Origin of the sequence: Streptococcus sp. oral taxon 056 str. F0418 (assembly GCF_000220065.1) — a bacterium.
Taxonomy (GTDB): Bacteria; Bacillota; Bacilli; order Lactobacillales; family Streptococcaceae; genus Streptococcus.
Window position 1 is genome coordinate 188,766 of record NZ_AFQU01000001.1, and the last position, 14,730, is coordinate 203,495.

Sequence of the window (14,730 nt, forward strand, 5' to 3'; positions counted from 1 at the left end):
CAAGTCTTACTTGCCTTTATTATTTTCCTAATTCCTCCACTAGATAAAGCGCCTCAACAATTTGTTTTGCTTTAACTCCTGGCACGGCAAGTTTAAAACTTTCCTTATCTGAAGCGGCATAGTCAGCTATTTTTGCAAAAGCCGATTCTTTTGCTTCCTCAATACCAAGCTGTTCCCAAGAATAGATAAAGCCAGCTTCCTTATAAAAATCAATTAGATGTTTTGTCTCTTCAACTTCTTTCATAGCTGCTAATTGTACTAGCAAACCATAAGATACCTTGACACCGTGCTCAATTTCATGCGTTTCTTTAAAGGGAGATAAAGCATTATGAATGGCATGAGCGCCGGCCATACGACCATATTCACAGGCAAAACAACCAACTGCTGCTGCAACATTATAAACTGTATCTACCACACGTTTAAAGACATCATTTACTTCCTGCTTGGCATGGAAAGCAAGTGCTGATTTTGTATCACGCAATAAGATTTTTTTGGTTACTTCGGCAGCTGCAAGTCCCATTTCTACATTAGCTTCTAAGTTACCTTCTAAATGGCGGATAATGCTTTCAGCTTCATACCATTTTGCCAAGGTATCGCAAATACCTCCAACAAAATATTTTTCCGGCGACTCTACTAAAAGATTCAAATCCACAATAGAGGCATAAGGTGTTCGCTTAAAATAAGCGACTTCACGAAAAGAATGATCCGGATAATAAACAGCAGCCACAGGGGTTGTAGCAGCACATGTACCGATAACGGTTGGAACAGTAACAACAGCACAATTTAATTTATCAGCTACTCCTTTTCCTGTATCACAGACTTTACCACCACCAACAGCAATGATGACATCAGCATCCTGAGCAAGATTGGCTAGGCGCTCCATATCTTCATATGAGGCGGTTCGATCATATCGCAAAACCGGTAAGTCTAATGGTTCTGGTAAGTGCTTTAAAAAAGCTGCATATGATTTATCGCCTGTAATAATATAAGGGTGCTTAAATTCCACTAATGTATCTTTTAAAGCAGCCAAAGCTCCTTTTTCACTAATATACTGACCTGGTGTACTACGGACAACCTGTTCAAATCTCATGTGACTTCCTCCTTTATTAGGGCGATAACAATTTTTATCATCTCGCTGATTTTAAATATAGAAGTTATTTTAGCATAGTCAATCGAAACTTTCAACAAAAAATCAAAATTTTCTTAATTTTCTAAAATATAGAACATAAAAGAGAGTGGGACAGAAATCGGTAATTCGTTAGAATTCGATTTCGTCGTCCCACCTCCGCACAGTTGAGTAGGGCTGTAAAAGCTGATGGAATCAGCGTAGTAGAGCCCACTCAACCACTGCGTCATGCTCGACAATACAAAAACAATTGAGAGGCTAGGACTTTTGTCCCAGCCTCTTTTAAAATATTACATTTCAACGATTTTACCTGTTTCAAAGTAGACAACCCATTCGCAAATGTTCTTTGCATAATCGCCAATACGTTCCAAATAATTGATAACTTGGAAATAATCACGGCCTGTTACGATGGATTCTGGATTCTTGCGAATTTCTTCTGTCGCTAATTCCTGAATATTTTCGAAATAATGATTAATTTTTTCATCTAAAGCAGCCACTTCATAAGCTTGATCTACACTTCCATTAAGGTAAAGATCCAAAGCTGATTCGACAAAGTTTTTCACATCGCGTCCCATCTTCTTGATTTCTTCCTCAACAGATTGAATGCGAATTTCACCTTTCATGCGAATGGTTGCCTTAGCAATAGATACAGCATGGTCGCCCATTCTTTCCAAATCAGAGCTTGCTTTCAAGACAGTAATAACTGTCCGTAAGTCTTGAGAAACTGGTTGCTGTAAAGCAATAATTTCTAAAGATTTCTTTTCCAATTTCACTTCGTATTCATTCACTTCCGCATCTTCTTCAATGACTTCTTTAGCCATTTCACGGTCATGCGTTACAAAGGCACGAACTGTACGATTGATTTGCGAAAGCACTTCATTTCCCATTGCATAGAATTGATTATGCAACTTTTCTAAATCTTCTTCAAATTGTACTCGAAGCATACTTGTCTTTATCCTTTCTTCTTATCCGAACTTACCAGTAATATAATCTTCAGTCTCTTTGTGAGCAGGTTCTAGGAACATTTGCTTGGTCGAATTAAACTCTATCAAATCGCCTCCTAAGAAAAAGGCTGTTTTGTCCGAGATCCGTGACGCCTGTTGCATAGATCGTGTAACCAAAAGCATGGTATATTGATCTTTCAAGCTGTAGAGGGTTTCTTCAATCTTCCCTGCTGAAATAGGGTCTAAGGCTGAAGTTGGTTCATCCAGAAGGATGATTTTAGGACTTGTAGCAAGTACTCGAGCTACACAGATCCGTTGCTGCTGTCCACCAGATAAGCCGATAGCCGAATCATGTAAACGGTCCTTTACTTCATCCCAGATAGAAGCACCTTTTAGTGATTTTTCCACCGCTTCATCTAAGACGTGCTTATCTTTAACCCCATTAATACGCAAACCGTATACAACGTTTTCATAGATTGTCATAGGAAAAGGATTGGGCTGTTGGAAAACCATGCCTATTTCTTTTCGTAGCTCAACCGTATCAGTTCTAGGACTATAGATGTTGTGCTCATTATAGACAACTGTTCCAGTCGTTGTTACTTCTGGATTAAGATCTCCCATCCGATTGATTGCTTTCAGGAGTGTTGATTTCCCAGAACCTGATGGTCCAATCAAAGCTGTAATTTCATTTGGCAGAAAATCCAGAGATACACTATTTAAAGCCTTCTTTTTATTATAATAAACCGACAAGTCTTTCACTTGTAAAATAGGTTCTGTCATTTTATCTATCCTTAACTTTTATACACTGTTATGATCAACGTGGAATTCCCTTATCCAAAATGACCAGATACATAATCATTTGTTGATTGTAATTTGGCATTCTGGAAGATATTTGTCGTCTTATCGTATTCGATCAAATCTCCCAAATAGAAAAATCCTGTGTAATCACTAGCACGAGCAGCCTGTTGCATATTGTGGGTCACAATGATGATGGTATAGTTATTCTTAAGTTCAAACATGGTTTCTTCCAGCTGCATGGTCGCAATGGGGTCCAGTGCTGAAGCAGGCTCATCCATCAGTAAGATGTCAGGTTTGACGGAGATGGCACGAGCAATGCACAAACGCTGCTGCTGCCCACCTGAGAGAGTCAGAGCTGACTTATGTAAGTCATCCTTGACCTGATCCCAAAGAGCTGCTTGTTTGAGTGAAGTTTCAACGATCTCGTCCAAGACTTTCTTATCTCTAACTCCTGCTCTCTCATGAGCAAAGGTAATGTTTCGATAAATGGACTTAGCAAAAGGATTGGGTCTTTGGAAGACCATACCAATGTGTTTCCGCATTTCATAAACATTAATTTCGGGACGGTTCACATCAATCCCTTCATAGAGAATTTCTCCTGTCACACTTGCAATATCGATGGTGTCATTCATTCGATTAAGGCTGCGTAGATAGGTCGATTTCCCAGAACCTGATGGACCGATTAAAGCGGTAATCTTATTTTTTCAAACTGCATATCAATGCCCTTGATGGATTCTTTTTTACTATAGTAAATATGTAAATCCTTGGTTTCTAAGGCCACTTTTTCTTGAGGAAAAGTAATGATATGTTTTTCATTCCAATTGTATTCTGTCATTTCTTCTCCTTTATGCAGAAGTTAGTTTCTTATGTAAATAGCTACCGAGCTTGCGAGCGCCAAAGTTGAAAATCAATATGAAAATCAAAAGCACGGCTGCTGATCCAGCAGATACAGCTGTTGCATCAGGGATAGTTCCCTCACTATTGACTTTCCAGATATGAACAGCAAGCGTCTCTGCCTGACGGAAGATCGAGATTGGACTTGTGATACTGAAGATGTTCCAGTTAGACCAATCTAAGGCTGGAGCAGACTGTCCTGCTGTATAGATCAAAGCCGCTGCTTCACCGAAAATACGACCTGAAGCTAAGACAATCCCTGTCACTATCCCTGGAAGAGCTTCTGGAATAACAACATGAACCACTGTCTCCCAGCGAGAGATTCCCAAAGCTAGTCCCGCTTCCCGCTGCGTATGGTGAACATGGCGCAAGCTATCTTCAACATTACGCGTCATCTGTGGTAAGTTAAATACGGTCAGAGCCAAAGCACCAGAAATAATTGAAAATCCATACTCAAACTGAACAACAAAGATTAAATAACCAAAAAGTCCGACAACGACAGATGGCAAGGAAGAAAGGATCTCAATACAAGTTCTGATGAAATTAGTCACAGGCCCTTTTTTAGCGTACTCAGAAAGATAGACGCCTGCTCCCATAGAAAGAGGAACTGAAATAATCAGAGTAATTACAAGCAGAAAGAAGGAATTGTATAATTGGACTCCAATACCACCACCAGCTTGGTAAGAAGATGATTTGCTAGTTAAGAAAGACCAAGAGATATGTGGCAATCCTCTTACCAAGATATAAAAAATCAATGAGGCAAGAATGGTCACAATAATGCCTGCTATGGTATAGAGAATACTTGTTGCTAATTTATCTAATTTCTTAGCGTGCATAGTTTTTCTTACCCCTTTCCTTCGTAATCAATTTAATCACACTGTTAAAGGCTAAACTCATCAATAGAAGAACCAAAGCCAATGACCAAAGAACATTATTATCTACTGTCCCCATAACGGTATTTCCGATCCCCATGGTCAAGACAGATGTCAGAGTTGCTGCCGGGGTTGTCAATGATGTTGGGACCACCGCAGAGTTACCAACAACCATCTGAATAGCAAGTGCCTCACCAAAGGCGCGTGCCATTCCAAAGACTACTGCTGTAAAGATTCCAGGACGAGCTGCTTTCAAGGTCACTCGCCAAATAGTCTGCCAGCGAGTCGCACCCATAGCTAAACTGGCTTCACGGTAGTGACGAGGTACAGCACGCAGGCTGTCTGTTGTCATAAAGGTAACGGTCGGCAAAATCATGACAAATAAGACGAAGATACCCGATAAGATACCAAAACCAGTTCCACCAAAAATAGAGCGAACAAAGGGCACAACTACTTGCAAGCCAATAAAACCATAGACTACAGAAGGGATCCCAACTAACAATTCAATCGCAGGTTGAAGTATACGAGCCCCTTTACGGGAAACCTCCGTCATGAAGACTGCCGCTCCAATCGCAAAAGGTGTCGCAATCACAGCGGACAAAATAGTCACAATGAAAGATCCTAAAATCATTGGCAACGCACCAAATTCCTTGCCAGAAGGATTCCAAGTTGAGCCAAAGAGGAATTCAAAGACATTGACGCCGTTGACAAAGAAAGTTGAAAGACCTTTTTGAGCAACAAAGACCAAAATCATGGCAACGATAATGACAATCAAAGATAGACAAGCAAAAGTCAGATACTTGCCTAGCTTCTCTAAACGAGAATTTTTAGAAGATGATAGCAATTTCTTAGCTAATTCTTCACGTTTCATTTCTTGTCTCCTTCTATCTTTGTGACATTACCGTCAGCGTCCTTGCTAACCTTCATATCATTAATGGAAATATACCCCATCCCCTTAACAACACCTTCTTGAACTTCATCTGAAAGCATATAATTGAGAAATTCTTTTGCTAAACCTTTGGGATCGCCAAGTGTATACATATGTTCATAAGACCAAAGAGGCCAAGCGTTTGTAGCTACATTATTTGTTGTTGGCTTATTTCCGTTTAAATTCATTGTTTTTACTGAATTGTCCAGATAAGCAAAGGCTAGGTAAGAAATCGCGCCTGGAGTTTGTGACACAATGGACTTAACCATTCCATTTGAATCTTGCTCTTGGCTTTGGACTGCAGATGTACCTTTCATAACAACTGAGTCAAAGGTCGCACGTGAACCTGAGCTGGCTGCTCGATTGATAATGGAAATTTCTAAGTCCTTACCACCAACTTGCTTCCAGTTAGTATATTCACCTGAAAAGATTTTTTTCAATTGTTCTGTTGTAAGGTTATCAACACTGACTTCTTTATTGACAATCACAGCTAGTCCAGCGACAGCAACCTTATGATCAACAAGGGCAGAAGCTTTGATTCCTTCTTTTTCTTCAGCGAAAACGTCAGAATTTCCTATTTCAACAGCTCCTGATTGAACTTGTGATAATCCTGTTCCAGATCCTCCGCCCTGTACATTAACGGTTTTCCCAAGATTACTTGAGGCAAATTCATCTGCAGCTGCTTCAACCAAAGGTTGTAATGCGGTTGAACCAACAGCTGTCATGGATTCGCCACGGTCAATCCAAGAAGCACAGGCTGATAAACAAAAACTTAGAAAAATAGTTGCCAGACCTAAAGCTATTTTTTTCTTGTACTCAAATTATATCTCCTTTTAGTTTGGACAGAAAAGCCTGCAATTCCGCATTTGCTCCTCATTTCCAACTATATCATATATATAGATTTTTGAAAAGATTTTTACCTAAATCGAAGACCTTTAGGAAAATAGTTTTTTAATGTTTGATTAGCTAGTTTGGCAAAGCCTAGCCCATTTCCTTGAATGACTAATTGATACCAGCCATTAGGAAGAATTTCCTTTATTTGTAGTGTTTCGCCAGCTACGTAAACTTCAAAGTCTTGCTGATTTAATTCTAGTTTATTTTTGACTTGGCTGGGCTGTAATGCCAAGCCTAAGGCAAAGCTTGGTTCAAAGCGTTTTTTCTTGAAGATGCCTAAATGAAGACCATTGCGGGCTATTTTCAGCTTAGATAAATCAGGCAATCCAGCTGGTAATAAATAAAGTTGATCTCCAAAAGTTTGTAAAGTCCCCTCAAGCTCTACTTTCAAATGCTCTTTTTGGAAAGCCTGCCAAAGGGTCTTCTGTTCAGAGGTTAAATTTGATCGTCCAGATTTCACCTTGGCTGGTTTATTTTCTCCTGTAAAGCGAAACTTGGCAACAAACTGTCCCTCGCCTTTAAAATGATGCGGATACATTCGGGCTGTTTCCAGAAAATCAATCCCAGCTACCATTCCATTTATTTTTGGAATATCCACCAATTCCAAAGGAAATGTATCTAAAATCCAAACTACAATTTCTTCATTTTCTTCAGGAGCCCATGTACAGGTAGAATAAACAAGCTCCCCACCATGAGACAACATCTTAACGGCATCCTCTAAGATTTCTCTTTGTAAAACAGCGCATTGGGCTGGGTAATCAGGGGACCAATAATCCATTGCATCAGGTTGCTTACGAAACATCCCTTCGCCAGAACACGGAGCATCCAAGACAATTAAGTCAAAATAGCCAGAAAAAACTTTCGCTAAGCGATCAGCGGATTCATTGGTAACTACAACATTTTGAGCACCAAAACGTTCTATATTTTCAACCAAAATCTTGGCACGTTTGCTACTAATCTCATTCGATATTAATAAGCCTGTATTATCAAGATACGATAGCAAGTGGGTTGACTTGCCACCCGGTGCAGCTGCTAGGTCCAAAACCTTCATTCCTTTTTTAGGGCGGGCGATTTGCCCGACCATTTGGGCTGCAGGTTCCTGTGAATACACCAGACCAGACACATGTTCGGGAGACTTACCAGACACTTTTCCATAATGCCCCCAGTCGGTATTCAAAATAGGATTTTCAAAAACAAGCTGGCCTTCTTTTAAAGGATTGATTCGAAAAGCGGAGATTGGTTTTTCATCAAAAGTTGAGAAAAAAGAAGCGGCTTCTTCTTGTAGAAGTCGCTGATATTTTTCTTCAAATCCTATTGGAAACTTCATGCTCACTTTTCTCCTCTGCGATAAATATAAGATTGAATCTCAGCCAGCTTCTTCTTAGGTAGCATCATAATTCCTTGGCGTGTTTTGAAGTTCGGTTGCTCACCATCAAGCGTCAAAGTGACATAACCTAATTTTTCTCCTAAAATAGCGGCAGCTGCGTAATCCCAAGGATAGAGATAGGTAATATAAGTCAACAAGCGTCCTTGTAGAATGCGACTAAAACTAATAGCCGCACTTCCATAAGCGCGTGCACCTAAACAATGCTTCGTCAAGTCAGCAACTCCCCAGCCATTGCTCTCAAGCATTCCAGCATTTGAAGCAATTAAGAAACGATTTAAGGAACGATTCTGAAAAGGAGGCAATATCTTGTCATTGCATTTAACCTCAAATCGCCCCCCACCATGGTACATTTCGTCTCGCATGACATCATAGATTATTCCAAATTGTCCAAGACCATTCTCATAGTATGCAAGCATCACTGCAAAGTCATAGCCTTGCGCCACAAAATTAGCTGTGCCATCGATCGGATCAATCACCCATACTGCTCCTTTTTGTATATCACAAGTATGGTGGCCTTCTTCAGCAAAAATAGCATCATTTGGATAATGCTTTAAAATTTCCGTTATCAATAATTGCTGAACATTTTTATCTAGCTGAGTCACCAAGTCAGTTGAGCTAGTCTTTTCTTCAACTTCTAAATCCTCGCCCATGTGATTCAAAATGTAAGAACCAGCTTTAAAAACGAGATTTTTTGCAAAATCAAATTTATCTTCCAAGAGAAACCATCCCTTTCTCCATGCCTTTAGCAGCCTGAACAGCCTGATAAAGAGAATAGCCACTAACAGCTTCAAACTCTCGACCAATTCGCTTTTCTTCAGCTTTACTTGGTACAACGTTTTTAAATTTTACATAAGAAGCTAGCAACTCTTGAGCTGCTACTTTTGATTCGTAAGCTTTTTCAACATCATTCAAAAAAGAAAGCACCGAAGCAATCTCTTCAGTGCTCCACGATAAATCGAGTGGGTAACTATAATTCTTATTCATATATTATTCAATTTCTGCACGTAAAGTAGCATCGCGTAATTCTTGCTGACGATAACTACGAGGTAAAAAGGCACGAATCTCATCTTCATTAAATCCAATCTGCATTCGCTTGCCATCTAAAATAATTGGACGACGCAATAAAGACGGATTCTCCTCAATTAACTTGATTAACTCAGAGATAGATAGCCCCTCAACATCTAAATTGAGTTTTTGAAAAATTTTTGAGCGAGTAGAGATGATGTCATCTGTCCCATTTTCTGTCAAAGAAAGAATATGCTGTAATTCATGAGCTGATAAAGGGCTGGTCATGATATTATGCTCCTCAAAGGGGACTTCATGATTTAACAGCCAAGCACGTGCCTTGCGGCAAGACGTACAACTCGGTGATAAAAATAGTGTAATCATGTGCTTCTCTTCTTATTTCTTAGTAACTACTTCTATTATACTAAAAATATAGGCACTTGACTATACTTTTTTGTATCAAAGCTTCATCTTTTATCCTTGCCATAGTCGAGCTATTTTTTCATCAGCTTTCAACTGAGCAAGTAAGCTTTCTACACCATCAAATTTAATCATATCACGAATTTTATCCAGCCAAAAAATACGTATCGTATCACCGTAGATCTCACCTGAAAAATCAAAAATATTTGCCTCAAAGCGAAGCTCATCTCCCTCAAAGGTCACATTTTTACCGACACTAGCCATTCCTCTGTATTTATGCCCCTTATGCTCCACATCTACCACATAAACTCCATCTGCAGGTAAAAACACCCGATCGAGTGGCGCTAAGTTTGCTGTTGGATAGCCGATTGTACGACCACGAGCATTCCCATGCACAACAATCCCTCTAGTCGAAAAAGGATAGCTTAATAATCGCGTCGCTTCAGCTACACTACCTTCTTTGATAGCTTTCCGGATGCGGGTTGAAGAAATTTTTTCATTTTCATGATTAATTGATGGAACAATGATAATTTGTCCATCGAAAAATTGATTCAACTCATGAACTTCTCGCCTATCTGAGCCGAAATGATAATCAAATCCAGCAACCACGACCTTTGCTTTAAGGCTCTTAATGTATTTTTCAAAAAAATCAGCCGCCGTATTTGCTGAAAAATGACTAGTAAAGTCAATCAAATAAAAATAATCCACCCCTTGCTTTGCAAGTAACTGCTCTCTTTCCTCAGGACTATTGAGATGAAGCAACAAATCAGGTTGAAAGCGCACGAAAGCGAGTTTTGGTGATTCTGGGAATGTTAGAACAGCGATTTTTAATTGTTTTTCTGAAGCAATTTTTCTCGCTTCTGCAAAAAGTGCTTGGTGCCCTCTATGAAGTCCATCAAAATAGCCCAATACTAAAACAGTATCTTCAACTTGTTGAATATCTTTTTCATTTGAAATGCGAATTGTTTTCATTCTTCTATTCTATCATAAAATATCAGAGAAAGACCTTGCGAGGCTTATATCGATCCTCTCGTTTTTCTAAAATCGCTACTAACTTCTCCTTATAAAAGCCAGCTAGTTCAGCTTCTTCTGACATCAAGCTGATAAAACGACCGTTTTTCACATCCTCAACTTGCTCGTCAGAGAGCTCAACTCTCAGTAAATCTCCGATTCCTAATTCGAGTGGTTGGAGGAAGGAGAAATCATCTACTGCTACTCGCTCTGCTATTTCATCTAGGGTCAAGGCATCATCTAAGCTCATACCTGCTGAGGAAGTCCGTGTCAGCTGGGACATGTGACTGGCAAGGCCAAGCTTGGCTCCCAAATCAACAGACAGAGTTCGGACATAGGTCCCCTTGCTGCATTTGACTCGAAAACGAAAGCGTGCTTGTTCACCTTCATAGGAAATCGGACTGGTACGCTCGAAACTATATATGGTCACCTTCCGCTCTGGCCGCTCCACTTCTTGACCCACTCTTACATACTCATAAAGCTTGCGGCCATTGACCTTGACTGCAGAGTACATGGGCGGAATCTGGCGAATCTCACCAGTCATGGACTCCATCGCTTCATCAATGAGAGCTTCTTCTAAAAGCTCTGTCACCGGCGTCCGCTCTAGGATGTCTCCACTGGCATCCTCTGTGGTTGTTGAGCAGCCTAGTGTAATCTCCCCCTCGTAGACCTTGCCTTCCTCCTGCATAAACTCGACCAAGCGCGTCGCCTTGCCCACAGCAATCGGAAGCACCCCGATCACATCCGGATCCAAGGTTCCCCCATGACCGATTTTCTTGGTTTTTAAAATCTTGCGCAGCTTAAATACCGCATCGTGCGAGGTCATCCCCGCTTCTTTTCTTAAATTAATAATTCCATTCATTGCTTACCATCTCACTTCTTCTCTAAGGCTTCAAACTTAGCCTTCATAGTTGGATTTTTACGCGTCAGTTTTTTGACAGAGACGTCGTCCAGTTTGTTATTCGCTAAGCGCAGCTGATTTTCAGAGGTTGTCAGGAATTTCTTGATTTCTTCCATCCTGCGGATTGCTTTATCAATCTCTTCGATGGCCTTGCCAAAGTTGGTCGAAGCAGACTGATAGTTCTTGGCGAAAGCTACTTTAAAGGCATCCAAATCTTCCTCAAAATGCGTAATATCAATATTCTGCTCTCTCACCAAGGCCAGCTCTTGCTTGTACTGGAGCGAGTTAAGCGCAGCATTCCGTAAGAGGGTAATCATGGGCAGGAAGAACTGAGGCCGGATAACATACATCTTCTCATAGGCATAGGACACATCAACAATACCCGAATTGTAGAGTTCGCTATCAGCCTCGAGAAGTGTCACTAGAATGGCATATTCACAGCCTTTCTCACACCGATCTTTATCAAGCTCTTTGAAGAAATGCTCGTTTTTCTTCTTGGTCGCTGTCTCATCACCTTCATTTTTCATCTCAAACATGATGGAGAGAATTTCTACACCATTTTCATCTACCTCGCGGTAAATGTAGTCACCCTTGCTGCCGGTTCTGGCATCATTGTCCTTGCCAAACTCCGCTCGTGGAAACATGGCCATGCGGTTTTTGTTAAACTCGTACTCGCAGTGCTGTTCCAAACTCTCACCAATCATCTTAGTGGACTGCTTGGCCTTGAAATCCTTGTAAAACTCTATGGTTTCGTCTTTCTGTCGAAGCTCTACCTCATAGCGCTCTTTGAGAGAAGTCTGGGCGAGTGCTGCTTCTTTTTCTTGCAAGGTTAGTTGATTCTTTACCTCATCGCGCTCTTTTTCCAGTGCAGACAAAGTCTTTTGCAACTGATTTTCATGCTCCAAGCGTAGAGTAGTCAGCTGACTTTCCAATCGCTGCACTTCCTTGTCTTTTTCTTGTAACTGAAGACTAGCTGCCTGCTCTACCTCTTTCTTTGCCAGTTCCTGCTGGGTCTTAAACTGAGCAATTTCGCTTTTAAGATTGCTGATTTCTTGTTCTTTTTGTGAAAGTATCGCTTGGTGAGTGTTTTGAGATTTTTGCTCTGCCAAAGCCAACTCCTGCTTAATCCGATCATGAATTTCCTTGTCAAACTCTGCTGTCCGAACCTGCGACAAAAGCTCACTGTATTGACTCTCATTGACTGTAAAAACCTCACCACAATTAGGACATTTAATTTCGTTCATGCTGTACCTCTTTCTAGACAAACTACTTAACATATTATACCATGCCTCAGCTTAAATGAAAAATAGCTCCCTTTGTCCATTTTGTAATAAAAACAAGATGTATCTATTGACTTTTTAGTCAAAACATTATACTATACTACTGTATATACACTTAATTCAAAGGAGATTATTATGTACCCTAAATCTAGGAATCAATTTTTGACCTTAACAGCTTTGTTAACAGCTCTTGCTATTGCTATCCCAATGGTAATGCCCCTTAAAATTGTCATCCCACCTGCATCTTATACACTGGCTAGTCACGTCGCTATCTTTTTAGCCATGTTTATCTCTCCTCTGATGGCGGTAATTGTCATCCTAGGTTCGACATTTGGTTTTTTAATAGCTGGTTATCCATTTGTAATTGTCTTGCGAGCCTTCTCCCATATTTTGTTTGGCTCTCTTGGTGCGTTTTATTTAAAAAAATCACCCGATACATTAAATGTTCCGGCTAAAAAATGGATTTTTAACATTGTTTTAGCTGTTATTCATGCTTTAGGGGAAGTGGTTGTCTGCGTTATTTTTTACAGCTCCACTGCTTATCCAAGTGGTAATCTTTTCTATTTATTGTTTATCTTAGTTGGCTTTGGTACTATTATTCACAGTATCGTAGACTTTTTGATTTCTGATTTTATTTTTCAAGCTTTGAAAAAAATCAGATAAGCCTTGCAACTTATCCCTATTTATCTTAAAATGAAGCTATGACAAAGCAAAGAAAACAACAATTATTAGAACTATTAAAAGAATCCCCATCAGCGTTAAACGGTCAGTCACTAGCTGAGCACTTTCATGTAACAAGGCAGATAATCGTGCAAGACATTGCATTATTGCGGGCTGACGGTGCACCCATCCTCTCAACAAACCGTGGCTATCTGTATAAAGACCATGAAGAGAGTAACGCTGTCCATCAACTGTTCAAAATTCAGCATAGGGCTGAAGATATGGAAGCTGAACTGCTAGCTATAGTAGACAATGGCGGGCGTGTACAGAATATTCTGATTGAGCACCCAGTATATGGCGAAATCCAAACTTACCTAAAACTGACTTGCCGTCGGGATGTTCAGCATTTTCTGCAACAAGTCAAAGAATCTCAATTCCGCCCACTGTCTGAGCTGACAGATGGAGTTCACTATCACCTAATTCAAGCTGACTCTCAGCAAGATTTAGACTATGTCGAAGCTGCTTTGAGAGATTTAGGATTTTTGCTGGAATAACATTAAAAAAGACTGATTAGGATACAACCTAGTCAGTCTTTTAAGTACATACTCCTATGTCTACAGGTTTACGAATAATAAATAGTGGGTATAAAAATCATTGATAAAACAATCAAACTATTCTTTAAAAGAGATTAAAAAAATTAATATCCCAGAAAATACAATACTAATAATTGACAAGGCCATGACTCTAATCTCATTTAAATCTATGTACAAAGAATAAAGAAAAATGAGTATATTAAGTAGCATCACTAATCTATAAAACCTAGATTGGCTCTGCTTCCATCCTTTTAAAGTATGAAAAGCAAATGGAAATCTCAAACCGAATCCAGCATTTCTGGAAGAAAAAAAATGGTTTAAGCCAAAAAGAAAAAATGCAACAATAGCAATCCATAGTGCAATCATGTCAGTCATCTACCTTTCTATCTTTGCACTTCAAATACAAAAGGAAACATTTTTTAATACATACTCTTGCGCCAGCCGCCTTCGATGCGCTCGTGATAGTAATATTCTGACAGTTCCTCATCTTCCATCATACGCAGAAGTTCTAACATATCGTAGGCCAAGTCCAGCTGTGAAAGAGTAGCCTTATCTACCCAAGAAATCTCGCCTTCTTCTGTTGAATGAATCTGACCAGAAAATTCGGTCGCTTTGTAGCAAAAGACGATATAGCGAATCCCTTCATCCGTATGCCAGTTTTTAACTCCAACCAATTTTGGATGAGTAATAGTCAAACCTGTTTCCTCTAAAATCTCACGCACTACCGCATCATGGAGGGACTCGCCCTTCTCGATGTGACCACCTGGAAAGGCATATCCAGACCAACGATAGCGCTCAGGAGAACGATACTGCATTAGGACTTTAGCACACGATACATCTTCGACAAGACAGATGTTTGTTAGAATTGTTTCTTGAGAACGAGACATTCTTCTTCCTTTCTAAATTAATAGCAATAAGAATAGCAAGCCTAGCTTTACTAAAAAATATAAGTCGCAATTGGAAACCAAACACAAGAAAAATTCAAGTTTCGTAATGGTCTCAGAAAACCTTCTCCGT

17 protein-coding genes and 1 pseudogene are annotated in these 14,730 nt (G+C 39.9%); 2 read left to right on the forward strand and 16 right to left on the reverse strand.

Annotated elements, in window-relative coordinates:
- Positions 1 to 19: 19 nt before the first annotated feature.
- The 14 genes and pseudogenes from HMPREF9182_RS00940 to HMPREF9182_RS01005 all read right to left on the reverse strand — a co-directional run bounded on the left by HMPREF9182_RS00940 (position 20) and on the right by HMPREF9182_RS01005 (position 12,424).
- Positions 20 to 1,090 (reverse strand): iron-containing alcohol dehydrogenase family protein, encoded by a 1,071-nt coding sequence (locus HMPREF9182_RS00940; protein ID WP_037602473.1) that lies wholly within the window; start codon positions 1,088 to 1,090, stop codon positions 20 to 22.
- A gap of 326 nt (positions 1,091 to 1,416) precedes the next feature.
- Positions 1,417 to 2,070: a phosphate signaling complex protein PhoU gene (gene phoU / locus HMPREF9182_RS00945; protein ID WP_009754942.1), complete on the reverse strand. Its 654-nt coding sequence runs from the start codon at positions 2,068 to 2,070 to the stop codon at positions 1,417 to 1,419.
- A 21-nt stretch (positions 2,071 to 2,091) separates the two neighbouring features.
- Entirely contained in the window at positions 2,092 to 2,850 is a 759-nt protein-coding gene (gene pstB / locus HMPREF9182_RS00950) for a phosphate ABC transporter ATP-binding protein PstB (RefSeq protein WP_009443798.1), read from the reverse strand.
- Positions 2,851 to 2,900: 50 nt separating this feature from the next.
- Positions 2,901 to 3,703 (reverse strand): annotated as a pseudogene (pstB, locus tag HMPREF9182_RS00955) (phosphate ABC transporter ATP-binding protein PstB).
- A gap of 10 nt (positions 3,704 to 3,713) precedes the next feature.
- Entirely contained in the window at positions 3,714 to 4,598 is an 885-nt protein-coding gene (gene pstA, locus HMPREF9182_RS00960; protein WP_009443446.1) for a phosphate ABC transporter permease PstA, read from the reverse strand.
- The gene (pstC, locus tag HMPREF9182_RS00965; protein WP_009754855.1) at positions 4,588 to 5,505 is read right to left on the reverse strand and encodes a phosphate ABC transporter permease subunit PstC; all 918 of its coding nucleotides are present in this window, start codon (positions 5,503 to 5,505) and stop codon (positions 4,588 to 4,590) included. The genes pstA and pstC overlap by 11 nt, the downstream gene beginning before the upstream one ends.
- Positions 5,502 to 6,365 (reverse strand): phosphate ABC transporter substrate-binding protein PstS family protein, encoded by an 864-nt coding sequence (locus tag HMPREF9182_RS00970; protein ID WP_037602477.1) that lies wholly within the window; start codon positions 6,363 to 6,365, stop codon positions 5,502 to 5,504. The genes pstC and HMPREF9182_RS00970 overlap by 4 nt, the downstream gene beginning before the upstream one ends.
- A 113-nt stretch (positions 6,366 to 6,478) precedes the next feature.
- Positions 6,479 to 7,783 carry an RsmF rRNA methyltransferase first C-terminal domain-containing protein gene (locus HMPREF9182_RS00975; protein WP_009754651.1) on the reverse strand — a complete coding sequence of 435 codons (1,305 nt, stop codon included), beginning with the start codon at positions 7,781 to 7,783 and terminating at the stop codon, positions 6,479 to 6,481.
- A gap of 2 nt (positions 7,784 to 7,785) precedes the next feature.
- Positions 7,786 to 8,559, reverse strand: a complete 774-nt coding sequence (locus tag HMPREF9182_RS00980; RefSeq protein WP_009443120.1) for an inositol monophosphatase family protein — start codon at positions 8,557 to 8,559, stop codon at positions 7,786 to 7,788.
- Positions 8,549 to 8,827: a UPF0223 family protein gene (locus tag HMPREF9182_RS00985; RefSeq protein WP_009754825.1), complete on the reverse strand. Its 279-nt coding sequence runs from the start codon at positions 8,825 to 8,827 to the stop codon at positions 8,549 to 8,551. The genes HMPREF9182_RS00980 and HMPREF9182_RS00985 overlap by 11 nt, the downstream gene beginning before the upstream one ends.
- Before the next feature lie 3 nt (positions 8,828 to 8,830).
- Entirely contained in the window at positions 8,831 to 9,232 is a 402-nt protein-coding gene (locus HMPREF9182_RS00990) for a Spx/MgsR family RNA polymerase-binding regulatory protein (protein WP_009443625.1), read from the reverse strand.
- Between the two features lie 90 nt (positions 9,233 to 9,322).
- Positions 9,323 to 10,240, reverse strand: a complete 918-nt coding sequence (locus HMPREF9182_RS00995) for a bifunctional riboflavin kinase/FAD synthetase (RefSeq protein ID WP_009755030.1) — start codon at positions 10,238 to 10,240, stop codon at positions 9,323 to 9,325.
- 22 nt (positions 10,241 to 10,262) lie between these two features.
- A complete protein-coding gene (gene truB / locus HMPREF9182_RS01000) occupies positions 10,263 to 11,141 on the reverse strand; it encodes a tRNA pseudouridine(55) synthase TruB (protein ID WP_009443795.1) in 879 nt (292 codons plus the stop codon).
- Positions 11,142 to 11,152: 11 nt separating this feature from the next.
- Positions 11,153 to 12,424: a DUF2130 domain-containing protein gene (locus HMPREF9182_RS01005; protein WP_009443175.1), complete on the reverse strand. Its 1,272-nt coding sequence runs from the start codon at positions 12,422 to 12,424 to the stop codon at positions 11,153 to 11,155.
- A 171-nt stretch (positions 12,425 to 12,595) separates the two neighbouring features.
- Here HMPREF9182_RS01005 and HMPREF9182_RS01010 point away from each other — a divergent pair, with 171 nt between their 5' ends.
- Both HMPREF9182_RS01010 and HMPREF9182_RS01015 read left to right on the forward strand, forming a co-directional pair.
- Positions 12,596 to 13,123, forward strand: a complete 528-nt coding sequence (locus tag HMPREF9182_RS01010) for a hypothetical protein (RefSeq protein ID WP_009754208.1) — start codon at positions 12,596 to 12,598, stop codon at positions 13,121 to 13,123.
- Between the two features lie 38 nt (positions 13,124 to 13,161).
- Complete coding sequence (locus tag HMPREF9182_RS01015) at positions 13,162 to 13,674, forward strand: transcription repressor NadR (RefSeq protein ID WP_009443181.1); 513 nt, start codon at positions 13,162 to 13,164, stop codon at positions 13,672 to 13,674.
- 117 nt (positions 13,675 to 13,791) lie between these two features.
- Here the strand turns inward: HMPREF9182_RS01015 and HMPREF9182_RS01020 are convergent, their stop codons facing one another.
- A complete protein-coding gene (locus tag HMPREF9182_RS01020) occupies positions 13,792 to 14,088 on the reverse strand; it encodes a hypothetical protein (protein WP_037602481.1) in 297 nt (98 codons plus the stop codon).
- A 44-nt stretch (positions 14,089 to 14,132) separates the two neighbouring features.
- Positions 14,133 to 14,600 (reverse strand): 8-oxo-dGTP diphosphatase, encoded by a 468-nt coding sequence (locus HMPREF9182_RS01025; RefSeq protein WP_009754564.1) that lies wholly within the window; start codon positions 14,598 to 14,600, stop codon positions 14,133 to 14,135.
- Positions 14,601 to 14,730: the final 130 nt, after the last annotated feature.

Coding starts and splice junctions, on each gene's coding strand:
- HMPREF9182_RS00940 (WP_037602473.1), bottom strand. CDS start 1,090: ATGAGATTTGAACAGGTTGTCCGTAGTACACCAGGTCAGTATATTAGT.
- phoU (WP_009754942.1), bottom strand. CDS start 2,070: ATGCTTCGAGTACAATTTGAAGAAGATTTAGAAAAGTTGCATAATCAA.
- pstB (WP_009443798.1), bottom strand. CDS start 2,850: ATGACAGAACCTATTTTACAAGTGAAAGACTTGTCGGTTTATTATAAT.
- pstA (WP_009443446.1), bottom strand. CDS start 4,598: ATGCACGCTAAGAAATTAGATAAATTAGCAACAAGTATTCTCTATACC.
- pstC (WP_009754855.1), bottom strand. CDS start 5,505: ATGAAACGTGAAGAATTAGCTAAGAAATTGCTATCATCTTCTAAAAAT.
- HMPREF9182_RS00975 (WP_009754651.1), bottom strand. CDS start 7,783: ATGAAGTTTCCAATAGGATTTGAAGAAAAATATCAGCGACTTCTACAA.
- HMPREF9182_RS00985 (WP_009754825.1), bottom strand. CDS start 8,827: ATGAATAAGAATTATAGTTACCCACTCGATTTATCGTGGAGCACTGAA.
- HMPREF9182_RS00990 (WP_009443625.1), bottom strand. CDS start 9,232: ATGATTACACTATTTTTATCACCGAGTTGTACGTCTTGCCGCAAGGCA.
- HMPREF9182_RS00995 (WP_009755030.1), bottom strand. CDS start 10,240: ATGAAAACAATTCGCATTTCAAATGAAAAAGATATTCAACAAGTTGAA.
- truB (WP_009443795.1), bottom strand. CDS start 11,141: ATGAATGGAATTATTAATTTAAGAAAAGAAGCGGGGATGACCTCGCAC.
- HMPREF9182_RS01005 (WP_009443175.1), bottom strand. CDS start 12,424: ATGAACGAAATTAAATGTCCTAATTGTGGTGAGGTTTTTACAGTCAAT.
- HMPREF9182_RS01010 (WP_009754208.1), top strand. CDS start 12,596: ATGTACCCTAAATCTAGGAATCAATTTTTGACCTTAACAGCTTTGTTA.
- HMPREF9182_RS01015 (WP_009443181.1), top strand. CDS start 13,162: ATGACAAAGCAAAGAAAACAACAATTATTAGAACTATTAAAAGAATCC.
- HMPREF9182_RS01020 (WP_037602481.1), bottom strand. CDS start 14,088: ATGACTGACATGATTGCACTATGGATTGCTATTGTTGCATTTTTTCTT.
- HMPREF9182_RS01025 (WP_009754564.1), bottom strand. CDS start 14,600: ATGTCTCGTTCTCAAGAAACAATTCTAACAAACATCTGTCTTGTCGAA.